Raw genomic sequence first — 12623 nt, 5'->3', positions numbered from 1 at the left:
TGATGTTAGCTAGTCGTAAAAGTGTGTCCGTGGCACTAGGTGCGCTCTTTATAGTTGTTTGTGCTGCGGGCGTACCTTTTGCGCAGCGTCACAAAGGTGCATTTATCAGCTCTGCCGAAGCAGCCAGCGCTCCGGCGCCGGTCGTTGACGTCAGTGTTGCGGTTGTAGTGTCGCAACCCATTACAGAGTGGCAATCCTATTCCGGTCGACTGGAGGCGATTGATGAGGTTGCCATTCGGCCGTTGGTAGGCGGCACGATTGTTGGCGTTCACTTCAAGGACGGAAGTCTGGTGAAGCGAGGCGAGCTGTTGTTCAGCATCGACCCCAAACCCTACCAGGCTGAATTGGACCGTGCCGCGGGCGTGTTGGCCGCGGCACAATCGCGCGCAGTTTTCGCCACGGCGGACGCCGCGCGTGCTGACCGACTCATCGATGCCAACGCGATCTCCAAGCGTGATCGGGACGAAAAACACAATGCACTGCGCGAAGCCCAAGCGCAGGTAAAAACAGCGCAGGCCGCGTTGGATTCCGCACGGATCAATCTTGGCTACACCCAGATAGTTGCGCCTGTGGCCGGTCGGGTGTCCCGCGCGGAGTTGACGCTGGGCAATGTCGTTGCGAGTGGTGCCGCTGCGCCGCGTCTGACTACGCTGGTGTCGGTGTCTCCGATTTATGCCTCGTTCGACGTCGATGAGCAGACATATCTGAGCTACCTCAGTGGTGCTTCTCGTCTGGCGGTACCGGTATCGCTGGGGCTGGCCAATGAATCTGGCTATTCCCGTCAAGGCAGGATCGATTCGGTCGACAATCAACTGGACAGCCGCTCGGGCACCATCCGTGTCCGCGCCCGTTTCGACAATGCCAACGGCGCACTTCTACCGGGCCTGTACGCCCGCATCAAGGTCAGCGGTGGTCAGCCGCACACGGCAGTGATGATCAATGATGCGGCGGTCGGAACCGACCAGACGCGCAAGTTCGTGCTGACGGTGGATGAGCAGAATCGCGCCCAATACCGCGAGGTGGTACTGGGTAACTTGCATGACGGACTGCGTGTGGTATTGAGCGGCCTGAAAGCCGGAGACAGGGTGATCGTCAATGGTATGCAACGCGTGCGGCCACAAGACTCAGTAAATGCTCAAAGCGTCGATATGGCGAGCCTGGCTCCTTCAATCAAGCCCGCGGCCTAAGGCGTAGCAAGTCCCATGAATATCTCGAGATTCTTTATCGATCGGCCGATTTTCGCCGGTGTTTTGTCAGTGCTGGTCGTACTCGCCGGGCTCATCGCTCTGATGAAATTGCCTTCCTCGGAATATCCGGAAGTCGTACCGCCTTCTGTGATTGTGCATGCCCAGTACCCTGGGGCAAATCCCAAGGTGATTGCCGACACAGTTGCTTCGCCTATCGAGGAGCAAATCAATGGCGTCGAGGACATGCTGTACATGCAGTCGCAGGCGACCAGCGATGGCAACATGACCACCACGGTGACGTTCAAACTGGGCACCGATCCCAACCTTGCCCAGCAGCTTATCCAGACGCGAGTAGCCCAAGCGCTTCCGCGCCTGCCCGAAGAAGTCCAGCGCCTGGGGGTGACCTCAATCAAGTCATCGCCGACGCTGACCATCGCGGTGAACTTGGTCTCACCGAACCGTCGCTACGACATGCCCTACCTGCGTAACTATCTCCTGATCAACGTGCGAGATCGGCTTGCGCGCATTCCCGGCGTCGGCGAGGCGAGGTTGTGGGGCGGTGGCGATTACTCCATGCGCATCTGGCTGGATCCGCAGAAAATCGCGCGCCTCAACATGACAGCGACCGACGTGGTCAATGCCATTCGCGAGCAGAACGTACAAGTCGCAGCGGGGATGGTCGGCGGCGCACCGATGATGACGAACGTCCCTTTGCAGCTAAGTATCAACGCTCAGGGTCGACTGAAAACAGAGCAGGAATTCCTGGACATCATCCTCAAGTCTTCAGTCGACGGCGCCGTGACTCATCTCTCCGATGTCGCACGGGTTGAGGTCGGTGCGGCCGAATACGGGTTGCGCTCGCTGTTGGATAACGAGCAGTCGGCACAGGTGGTGATCTTTGAGCAACCCGGCGCGAACTCTTTGCAGATTTCCCGGGATGTTCGCGCCGCGATGGACGAGTTGCAGGCCGACATGCCTGAGGATCTGGAATACCGAATTGCCTATGACCCCAGTCAGTTCGTTCAGGAAAGCATCAATGCAGTGATCATGACGCTGTTCGAAGCGATTGCCCTGGTCGTGCTGGTGGTGATTGTCTTCCTGCAAACCTGGCGCGCGTCGCTGATTCCGCTGTTGGCCGTACCGGTTTCGATCATCGGCACGTTCGCGCTGTTACTGGCATTCGGTTATACGATCAACGCGCTCTCGCTGTTCGGTATGGTGCTCGCCATCGGCATCGTGGTCGACGATGCGATTGTTGTCGTCGAGAACGTAGAGCGCAATATCGAGGCTGGGCTATCACCCCGCGATGCGACCTACAAAGCCATGCAGGAAGTCAGCGGGCCGATCATTGCGATTGCCCTGACACTGGTCGCGGTGTTCGTGCCGCTGGCGTTCATGTCAGGATTGACTGGGCAGTTCTACCAACAGTTTGCGATGACGATTGCCATCTCGACAGTGATCTCTGCGTTCAACTCGCTGACCCTGTCACCGGCGCTGGCGGCGGTGCTGCTCAAAGGTCACGACGCTCCGAAAGACTGGTTGACCCGAGTGATGGATCGCCTCTTCGGGCGCTTCTTCGATGGGTTCAACAACGTCTTCAACCGCGGCTCAAAGTCTTACGGCCATGGGGTTAATCGTCTCGTCAACCGCAAAATGGTGATGCTGGTCATCTACGGTCTGCTTCTCGGTGCGGCAGTTTTCATGGGCAAAGTCGTACCAGGCGGATTCGTTCCGCAACAGGATAAGGACTACGTGCTGGCCGTGGCGCAATTGCCCAATGGCGCCTCCATGGAACGTACTGAGCAGGTGGTGCGGCGCATGGCCGAAATCGCGCACCGGATACCGGGTGTCGAGCGTGCCGTTCAGTATCCGGGGATGTCGATCAATGGCTTCACCCACTCATCAAGCGCGGGGGTTATTTTCATGATCCTCAAGCCTTCGATCCAGCGCGGCGAAGGCGAATCGACAGAGGACATCGTCGCTCAATTGAACGGCGAATATTCGCAGATCAAAGAGGCGAGTGTGGCGGCGTTTCCTCCGCCACCTGTGCTGGGACTCGGCACGTTGGGTGGCTTCAAGTTGCAGATCGAGGATCGTGGCTCGCTAGGATATGAAGCGTTGAATGACGCGACCCAGGCATTCCTGGCGAAGGCGGCGCAGGCGCCCGAGTTGGGTCCGTCGTTCACTACCTTCCAGATCAACGTGCCGCAACTCAACGTAGAACTGGACCGAGTAAAAGCCAAGCAATTGGGGGTTTCGGTCACCGACGTGTTCGCCACGCTGCAAATCTATCTGGGGTCGACCTACATCAACGACTTCAACAAGTTTGGACGGGTCTATCAGGTTCGTGCCCAGGCCGACGCGCCGTTCCGTGCCACCGCGGCGGACATCGGGCTGCTCAAGACCCGTAACGCCGCCGGAGAGATGGTGCCTCTGTCGTCAGTGGTAAAGGTCACTACTACTTATGGTCCAGAGTCAGTGGTGCGATACAACGGTTACCCCGCAGCAGACATCAATGGTGGCCCGGCACCAGGTTATTCGTCCGACCAGGCGCAAGCAGCTGTCGAACGAATTGCTGCCGAAGTATTGCCCCGTGGCGTGAAATTCGAATGGACGGATCTGACCTATCAGCAGGTATTGGTGGGGAATGCTTCGTTGTGGATTTTTCCGATCAGTGTATTGCTGGTGTTCCTGGTGCTGGCAGCTCTCTATGAAAGCCTGACCTTGCCGCTGGCAATTATCCTTATTGTGCCGATGAGCATCCTTTCGGCGTTGATCGGTGTTTGGCTGACCGACGGCGACAACAACATTTTTACCCAGATTGGGTTGATGGTGTTGGTTGGACTGTCGGTGAAGAACGCGATCCTGATTGTTGAGTTTGCCAGGGAGTTGGAGATGCAGGGCCGCACCATCATCGAGGCGGCAGTTGAAGCTAGCCGCTTGCGCTTGCGGCCAATCCTGATGACATCCATCGCGTTCATCATGGGGGTGGTGCCGCTGGTGTTTTCGTCCGGAGCGGGTGCGGAAATGCGCGAGGCGATGGGCATCGCGGTCTTCTTCGGCATGCTCGGCGTGACGCTGTTCGGCCTGATGTTGACGCCGGTGTTTTACGTGCTGCTGCGCAAATTGTCGGGTGTCGAACATCTGGTTGATAAGCACGGGATGCACCCAAGTCTTCAGAGTGTTGCAGCCGGCCATGTTCACAGCGGCCCTGGCGTTGCGCACCCACAGTGAGTATTAGAATCATGAAAGCATTTTCCTTAGGTTCATTTCTGGGGCGCTGTGCAGGGGTTTTTTCAGTGTTGACCGTGGCGGGTTGTTCCCTGCAACCGGGTTATGACAAAGAAGCTCTGGTGCCACCCTCGGCTTTCAAGGATGAGGCGCAGTTGTCAAATGAGGAGGGCGGTAGCTGGAAAACTGCCGAGCCTTCTGAAGCGCTGGAACGTGGGCTGTGGTGGACCGTTTTCAATGACGCTGTGCTCAACGACCTTGAGCATCAAGCCATGCAGGAAAACCAGAACCTGCACGTCGCAGCGGCGAGGCTCAAGCAAGCCCGAGCGCTAAACCAAACTGCGCAGGCCGGCCTGTTCCCGACTCTCGAAGCCGGATTCAGTCCTACACGCCAACGTCTGTCGCCAGCGTCACAATCTCCGTCGCAGTCGGATCGGGGCGATGGGGCGCAGCAAACCCTTTGGCGTGCACAGGCAGGTGTGTCATACGAGGTCGACCTGTTCGGTCGCGTTGCTTCTACTGTGGATGCGGCCGATGCTGAAACTGAGCGCAGCGAAGCGTTGATGCGTTCGGTGCAGTTAAGTGTGCAGGCGGACGTTGCAGAGAATTACTTCGTGCTGCGGCAAATGGATGCGCAAATCGATGCGTTCGCAGACGCTGTGAGGTTGCGTACGCAAGCACTCGCATTGGTAAGGCAACGATTTGAACTGGGCGACATCAGTGAGCTGGATGTCGCCCGTGCTGAATCGGAGTTGGCTACCGCGCGCTCTGATGCGTTGTCGGTGCAGCGCCTGCGTGCTGCAGCCGAGCACAGGTTGGCGGTACTACTGGGTAAAACGCCGGCGCAGTTTTCGCTGAAACCGAGTCCTCAGCAAACCGTAGACATCCGTATTCCAGCGGGCTTGCCGTCATCCCTGTTGGAGCGTCGACCGGATATCGCCGCCGCCGAACGCTCAATGGCGGCAGCCAATGCCCGGATCGGCATGGCCAAATCAGCATTTTTCCCTGCGTTGCACCTGACCGGAGCTGCCGGCTTTGAGTCCGGCTCGCTGGGTAACTTGTTCCAGTGGAGTAGCCGCACCTTCCTGCTCGGTCCGCTTGTGGGCACGGCGCTGAATGTGCCGATCTTCGATGGCGGGCTACGCAAGGGCAACCTGGCAAACGCCAGGGCGCTTTATGAACAGGACGTGGCACTTTATCGCGAGCAAGTGCTGATCGCCTTTCAGGAAGTGGAAGACGGTCTTTCCGACTTGAGGATCCTACGGGTTCAAACCGCAGAGCAGGATCGCGCGGTCGCGGCTTCAGAACGAGCGTCAGCAATTGCCCGCAGCCAATACATGGAAGGCAACGTCATTTACCTCGCGGTGATCGATGCCGAGCGCACGGCACTTCAAGCGCGCCAGGGAGCAGTGCAATTGAGGGGAGTGCAAGCCATTGCCACCGTCAATCTCGTTCGTGCGCTGGGTGGCGGTTGGGAAGAACGCCTCACATTGGCGCAAGGCAATTCCAGGCCGGGATAAGCAGATTCGGCCACCAGATCGTAGACCTAAAACCACTTCCATGGTGTTTCAACGAAGGATATGAAAATGAGTGAATCAGCATTTCAAGCTGTACTAGCTAACGCTAGGTCTCAAATACGATGGCCCAGTGACTATCATCCACAAAATGCCCCCTTGTACGCCCGTAACCATCTAGTGATTCCTGCATCCCCTGCTACAGTTTGGGCATGGCTGACATACGCAGAAAGCTGGCCGCAATGGTATCCGAACGCTCAGGACGTCGACTTTGTGGTGTGGCCTGGCCCTTTCTTACAAGCCGGCTCTGTTTTCAAATGGACGACCTTCGGATTTCGCCTCACCTCGACAGTTCATGATTTCGAGACTGAGCGGCGTGTTGCATGGATCGCCGTTGCTGACGGAGTAAAGGCCTATCACACCTGGTATCTGCATCCGCTAGCGGACGGGGGAACCTTGCTGATTACGGATGAAACTCAAATCAGTACGCTAGGTATCTGGGCGACTGAAGGGTTCACTCAAGGCTTGATTGAACAGCACGATATCTGGTTGGCACAGTTGAGCGTGAGAGCCCAATCGGGCTTACCCGCCCGATTACCTGCATCAGAGTGATCCGAGAGGGGATAGCGGCGACTTAACGAGCCTGTGATCACCTATGCTGATCGTGGTGTAGCGATCGCATAGCACGCGGCCGCACCGACGTGAATGAGTGACCTCTATTGGCTGACTGCTGCTCGATGTGAAGGGCAGTTGGCCGATAGCGGCCATGCGTGACTGACTGATTGCGGCCAGTAGCGGCCAATCGATGGCATTACCAAAGTGGGGCTATTCCTCCTTATATTTCATCTGCCTTTGGCCCATCTGCTTCAAGGATTTGGTTCAGGCTGAACGCCACTTCATACTCAAAAAGCGAGACATTCGGCACTGCAACGATAGCGTGACGTAGGTTTGAGCTGATAGATTTCGCGACGATAACGCCCCTCACCATCTTCCCGTGCGCAAGGTTCTTCTTGATCCAGCCCATGTAGCGGCTGATCTGACCGATAGCACGATCTGCCACACGTCCACGTTTCAGTTCGAAAATCACGAACGCGTCGTCTGAATCAAGTGCGAGGATGTCGATTGGCCCAACGTCGGTAGGGTATTCCACTCCATCACGACCTTGAGGGTCGACATAGAGGCGAAGGGACTTACCTTCAAGTTTCAGCGATTCGATGTTGTGAGATATGAAGTCGCGTAGCTGCCATTCCAGTTCAAATACTGTCTCTCGATCTGAATCTGGCGTGTCTTCGCCTCCAAGAGCCAAGTCTTCGTCTTCGATGGCTTGGATGGCTGTTTTAGGTGTGCCGGGACGCAGAACCAGTACCTGTGTTTCAGTTTCTTCAGTTACCCATCCCATTCGCGTGAATGCACGACGTAGCTGCTGAGAATTCGTGTTTGGATCGATAGGTGGTGCTTCATTGGGATTCTGACGGCACCATTCTTTCATCGGATAGAGCGTGTGCTCACCATCTAAATTGACTAAAACAACAGAGTATTTCTTGGGTGGCTGCATCTAGGAGCGTCCATGACTGATGGCTTAAGACTTGCAGGTTAGCTGGTGGGGGTAGGAACACCAATTTGGCGTCATTGCTCGTATATCGCCACCGTGAGCAACGCGCAGCTGTCAGCTGATCATAGTTAATACTGGTGCTGTTTTAAGGATGGAAGCTGGTCAACTAAGCGTCCGCTATTGGCCGATACCCGCCATCCGCAACTGACTTCAACCCATCCCCAAGCCATCCTTTTCCGCCCATCACAACCGTCAACACCAACCGCTCAATAAGACATAACCCAACTAGACGCCACGCCACCACCTAAGTTAGGTTCGAATCCATTTATAAGGTGGGCACCACGACCATGACTGATCGTCAGATCATCGTTCCAGACAGTATGAAATTTCTCAGCGAGCGTGCGGGTTATGCGCCGGCGGTAAAGGTTGGGAAAACGCTGTACTGCGCCGGCCAGGTCGGCCGGACGCCGGAATTAGCAGTGATCGAAGACCCTGAGCAGCAGTTTTTGGCCGCGTGGGAGAATCTTCGGCTGGTGTTGGCGGCCGGTGGCTGCGAGTTTGAGGACGTCGTTGAGATGACGACGTATCACGTCGATATGCACCGCCACATGCCAATCTTCAGACGGGTGAAGGATGACGTCTTCCCCAGGAGCACCTGTGCCTGGACGTGCATCGGTGTCAGTGAACTGGCTCGGCCGGGGTTGCTGGTGGAGATCAAGTGCATCGCGGTGCAGCGATAGTTTTTCAGGCGCGCCGGTGAAACTGTAAAGCGCCCGCTGCTCCCGATCACTCGTCGACTGGATGGACCACCGTCCCCGATGCCGGAATCGTAATCACAAAAGCCGTGCCCTCATCGGCGCTAGAGCTCACGGCCACGACGCCGCCGTGGGCATTGGCGATTTCCCGGACGATGAACAGGCCGAGTCCGACGCTTCTGACGTCGTCGTCTTTTACGCTGCCGCGGGTCATGGGTTCGAACAGGTGGCCCATCACTGACTCGGCGATTGGCGGTCCTTCGTTGTGAACCGAGATCGAAGTCATCTGGCGGGTGACGTTTGAAGTGATGGTCACAGGATGCCGCAGGTCGCCGTAGGCGATGCTGTTGGCCACCAGATTGCCGATGACCTGCTGGATGCGGTCGGCGTCGAGTTCGGCGCTGCCGGTGCCAGTGATGCGGTGTATCAGCGTGGCTTGAGGGAAGGCGACGCGTAGTTCGCTGAGGCTTTGGCTGACCACTTGATGCGGGTCCAGCAGGCGGCGCGTGATGGCGATGCCGTGCCCGACCTGGGCCAGTGCGAAGTCGAGCAGGTCGGCGATCATCCGTTGCGCGCGCTCGGTGGAGCGGCTGATGTGTTGGATCAGTTGGCTTTCTTTTGCGCTTCGCTCGCCGCGACCGAGAAAGTCAGACGCCATTTTTATCGCAGTCAGTGGGTTCTTCAGGTCATGGCTGGCAATCGCGACCATTTGTTCGGCGAACAAGGCGCGGCGCTGGGACTTTTCATACGCGACGCTCAATTCCGCTTTGACCAGCTGCAGCGCCGACTCCGCAGCGGTTTTCTCCGAGAGTAATTCCTCTGCGTGTTTGCGCGCGCTGAGCAGCTCGCATTCATAGCGATCGCGGTCGGTGGTGGCGAACAACGCCAGTTCATAAAACGCGCCGCTGGCCTGTTCGCGCCTGACGCCATTGAGCAGCATGGTCACGGTGTGGCCGTCGCGGTGGACCAGATCCAGTTTCACTTCGGCGACCGAGCCCTGCATCTGCATCAGCGGCGCCCAGTGCGTTTGATGGAAGATGCGGCCGCCCATGGTCAGCAGGTTCTGGAAGCGCACACCTTGCAGCTCGGACGGACTGCGACCGATCCAGGTACAGAAAATCGAATTGGCCCGCACGATAGTGCCGTCTTCGGTGGACACCACTAGCCCGCAAGGCGCGCCGTCGAACAGCGCTTCCGCGTCGGGCAGGGGCGGGTGATCAGTCGGCATGTTTACTTGCCCAGGGCAGCAGAAAGCGATCCATGGCTTCGGAACAGGCGCTGGGGGCGCTCATGTGTGGGCAATGGCCGACATTCGGCACCAGGCAAAATGTGCTGTCGGGCATGATGGCGTGCAGGTATTCGCCCACCGCGACCGGTGCGATCAGGTCTTCGGTCGATTGCAGGATCAGCGTCGGCGTGCGCAGGCCCGCGACATCCTGGCGGTTGTCGGACATGAAGGTCACGCGGGCGAATTGCTTGGCGATGTCCGGTTCGGTGCGGCAGAAACTGTTGGTGAGTTCGTCGCTCAGGTGCGGCTGCCCGGGCGCGCCCATGATCACCGGGGCCATGGTGCTCGACCAGCCGAGGTAATTGCTGTCCAGGGTGTCGAGCAGGGAATGGATGTCCTCGAGCTTGAATCCGCCAACATAGTCCCCGGAGTCGATGTAACAAGGAGACGGGCCGACCATCACGTGGCCGGCGATCCGGCCGGGCGTCAGACGATCCGCCAAGGCGCCGATCATCGCGCTGACTGAGTGGCCGACCAGGATGACCGGACCGACGGCATAGCGCTCGATGATTTCATTCAGATCCTGCGCGTAGCCCGTCAGCGAGCCGTATTTTTCGCGACTGTAGGCCGCCAGGTTGGACTGGCCGGCGCCCACCAGGTCATACATGACTATCCGAAAGCGGCTGGTGAAGTGCGGGTAAAGATAGTTCCACATGGTCTGGTCGCAGCCGAAGCCGTGGGAAAAGATCAGCGTCGCCTGGCCATCGCCCAAGACTGTCACGTTATTGCGATGTTGAAGATCCATGCGATCTCTCCGGAAAGCCAGAGCCAGGCTGGCCGCGGTGGGGGTCATCATGCCCGCCGATAACCGCTCGGGCAAGGCCATCGCGGGCGTGGCTTGGGGAGCGGATCGAGGCTCAAGAGCGATCCTTCGGTCATTCATTTGAAAATGAGATGAACGTACTGCTGCCGCGCGACTCAATCGTCAATGACCCTACGAGGAAATCGCGATGACGATGAGTGACGAGTTGCTCAACTGGAGTACGCGATGGCGGCTCAGCGCAGGGGTGATCACCTGTAAAAGTTGCCAGGTTCGTCAGGAAGAACTGGACCAGGCACTGAATTTCGTGCACAGCCCGGGTTGCCTCAACTGCCGGTTTGGCACCACGCCGTGGGTTGAACTGGCTGGCCTGGTGCCTTCGAAATCAGCGGGTTCGATTGGCCTGAAATGACGGTAGCAGCGTCTGGGAAGGCAGCGCGGTGAAGCCGCTTGAGACCGCAGCAAGCCGTCACCCGCGCCGTCCCTGCGCGTCACAAAACCCGCAAGCCACCCGTTCAATGGCAGAATCTCCTTCACTGATCGTTTTGGAGACCACCATGCTTCGTGCGTTTGAACGAAGGCTCGACCCTTTTCCGCCGGACGAAGTCCCGCCGCCACCCAATGGCCTGGTGCGCTTTCTGTGGGCCTGCACCCGAGGCGCTCGCGGTTACATTCTGTTGCTGGCGCTGCTCGGCGCTGCGGTGTCGATTTACGAGGCCTGGCTGTTTTCCTTCCTCGGGCAGGTGGTGGATTTGCTGTCGACCTGGCAGGCCGGCGGTGAAGCGGCGGCGCAGGAGAGTCGCGTGTTGTGGGGCATGGGCATCGTCATGGTGACCAGTGTCGGGCTGGTGGCGTTGCGCACCATGGTTCAGCACCAGATATTGGCGATCAACCTGCCGCTGCGGCTGCGCTGGGACTTCCACCGCCTGATGCTGCGGCAAAGCCTCTCGTTTTTTTCCGATGAATTTTCCGGCCGGGTCACCACTAAGGTGATGCAGACGGCGCTGGCGGTGCGCGACGTGCTGTTCACCCTGATCGAGATCGCGCCCGGGATCGGCGTGTACTTCATCGCGATCATCGCCTTGGCCGGCGGCTTTGCCTTGAAGCTGATGCTGCCGTTCGTGGCTTGGGTCGCGTTGTTCGGGCTGGCCTTGTGGTACTTCGTGCCGCGCCTGGGCAAGGTCGGGCAGGAACAGGCCAACGCGCGGTCGATGATGACCGGGCGTATCTCGGATGCCTACACCAACATCACCACGGTCAAGCTGTTCTCCCACTCCAACCGTGAAGCGCACTTCGCCCGGGCGGCGATGGAAGATTTCAAGCAAACCGGCTTTCGCCAGATGCGCCTGGTCAGCCAGTTCGAGATCGTCAACCAGGCCCTGGTGGTGGCGTTGATCCTGGCGGCCGGCGGCTATGCACTGTGGCTCTGGCACCACGGCGAGGTCGGCGCCGGGGCGGTGGCGGCCATCACTGCCATGGCGCTGCGGATCAACGGCATGTCGCACTGGATCATGTGGCAAATGACCTCGCTGTTCGAGAGCATCGGCACCGTGCAGGACGGCATGGCCACCCTGACCCTTGGCGCCAAGGTCCAGGATGCGCCGGACGCGGGCGTGCTGGTCACCTCCGGCGGCGCGGTGACCTTCGACAACGTCAGCTTCAACTATAACGGCGAGCGCCAGGTGCTCGGCGGCCTGAGCCTGAGCATTCGGGCGGGCGAAAAAATCGGCCTGGTGGGCCGCTCCGGCGCCGGCAAGTCCACACTGATCAATCTGCTGCTGCGCTTCTACGATGTCGACAGTGGCGAGATCCGCATCGACGGCCAGAACATCGCCCATGTCACTCAAGACAGTCTGCGCAGCGCCATCGGCATGGTCACCCAGGACACCTCGCTGCTGCACCGCTCGATTCGCGACAACATTGCCTACGGCCGGCCGGACGCCACCGACGCGCAAGTCCGCGCCGCCGCCGCGAATGCCCAGGCTGACGGGTTCATCAGCCAACTCAGCGACCGCCAGGGCCGCACCGGCTACGACACCCTGGTCGGTGAGCGCGGCATCAAGCTGTCTGGCGGCCAGCGGCAACGGGTGGCGATCGCCCGGGTGATGCTGAAAAACGCGCCCATCCTGCTGCTGGACGAAGCCACCAGCGCACTGGATTCGGAAGTCGAAGTGGCGATCCAGGAAAGCCTCGATGACATGATGCAGGGCAAAACCGTGATCGCCATCGCCCACCGACTGTCGACCATCGCCGCCATGGACCGGCTCATCGTCATGGACGACGGCCGCATCATCGAACAAGGCACTCACAGCGAACTGCTGGCAAAGAACGGCGTC

10 protein-coding genes are annotated in these 12623 nt (G+C 58.8%); 7 read left to right on the top strand and 3 right to left on the bottom strand.

Features of this window, described 5'->3' with window-relative positions:
- Nucleotides 1-2 precede the first annotated feature (2 nt).
- From RG836_RS18095 to RG836_RS18080, 4 genes are all read left to right on the top strand, one after another.
- The gene (locus tag RG836_RS18095) at nt 3-1187 is read left to right on the top strand and encodes an efflux RND transporter periplasmic adaptor subunit (RefSeq protein ID WP_409078091.1); all 1185 of its coding nucleotides are present in this window, start codon (nt 3-5) and stop codon (nt 1185-1187) included.
- A gap of 15 nt (nt 1188-1202) precedes the next feature.
- Complete coding sequence (locus RG836_RS18090) at nt 1203-4421, top strand: efflux RND transporter permease subunit (RefSeq protein WP_310848079.1); 3219 nt, start codon at nt 1203-1205, stop codon at nt 4419-4421.
- Nucleotides 4422-4432: 11 nt separating this feature from the next.
- Nucleotides 4433-5938: an efflux transporter outer membrane subunit gene (locus RG836_RS18085; protein WP_310848077.1), complete on the top strand. Its 1506-nt coding sequence runs from the start codon at nt 4433-4435 to the stop codon at nt 5936-5938.
- Nucleotides 5939-6004: 66 nt separating this feature from the next.
- Nucleotides 6005-6544, top strand: coding sequence for an SRPBCC family protein (locus RG836_RS18080; RefSeq protein WP_310848075.1), 540 nt, complete (start codon nt 6005-6007; stop codon nt 6542-6544).
- Between the two features lie 223 nt (nt 6545-6767).
- On the opposite strand, the gene RG836_RS18075 is transcribed toward RG836_RS18080, so the two are convergent.
- The gene (locus RG836_RS18075; protein WP_310848074.1) at nt 6768-7487 is read right to left on the bottom strand and encodes an endonuclease NucS domain-containing protein; all 720 of its coding nucleotides are present in this window, start codon (nt 7485-7487) and stop codon (nt 6768-6770) included.
- Nucleotides 7488-7831: 344 nt separating this feature from the next.
- Between RG836_RS18075 and RG836_RS18070 the strand changes: the two genes are divergently transcribed.
- Nucleotides 7832-8224 carry a RidA family protein gene (locus RG836_RS18070; RefSeq protein ID WP_310848072.1) on the top strand — a complete coding sequence of 131 codons (393 nt, stop codon included), beginning with the start codon at nt 7832-7834 and terminating at the stop codon, nt 8222-8224.
- Between the two features lie 46 nt (nt 8225-8270).
- On the opposite strand, the gene RG836_RS18065 is transcribed toward RG836_RS18070, so the two are convergent.
- Together RG836_RS18065 and RG836_RS18060 are read right to left on the bottom strand one after the other, a co-directional pair.
- Nucleotides 8271-9467 carry a PAS domain-containing sensor histidine kinase gene (locus RG836_RS18065; protein WP_310848070.1) on the bottom strand — a complete coding sequence of 399 codons (1197 nt, stop codon included), beginning with the start codon at nt 9465-9467 and terminating at the stop codon, nt 8271-8273.
- Nucleotides 9457-10272 (bottom strand): alpha/beta fold hydrolase, encoded by an 816-nt coding sequence (locus RG836_RS18060; RefSeq protein ID WP_310848068.1) that lies wholly within the window; start codon nt 10270-10272, stop codon nt 9457-9459. Before RG836_RS18060 ends, RG836_RS18065 begins: the two co-directional genes overlap by 11 nt.
- Nucleotides 10273-10477: 205 nt before the next feature.
- Here RG836_RS18060 and RG836_RS18055 point away from each other — a divergent pair, with 205 nt between their 5' ends.
- Both RG836_RS18055 and RG836_RS18050 read left to right on the top strand, forming a co-directional pair.
- A complete protein-coding gene (locus RG836_RS18055) occupies nt 10478-10699 on the top strand; it encodes a hypothetical protein (protein ID WP_310848067.1) in 222 nt (73 codons plus the stop codon).
- A gap of 145 nt (nt 10700-10844) precedes the next feature.
- Nucleotides 10845-12623 (top strand): ABC transporter ATP-binding protein (locus tag RG836_RS18050; protein ID WP_310848065.1); only part of this gene is annotated, 1779 nt, incomplete at its 3' end.

This window comes from Pseudomonas rhizozeae (assembly GCF_031583775.1).
Taxonomy (GTDB): domain Bacteria; phylum Pseudomonadota; class Gammaproteobacteria; order Pseudomonadales; family Pseudomonadaceae; genus Aquipseudomonas.
This window is presented reverse-complemented; position numbering and strand designations above follow the sequence as displayed.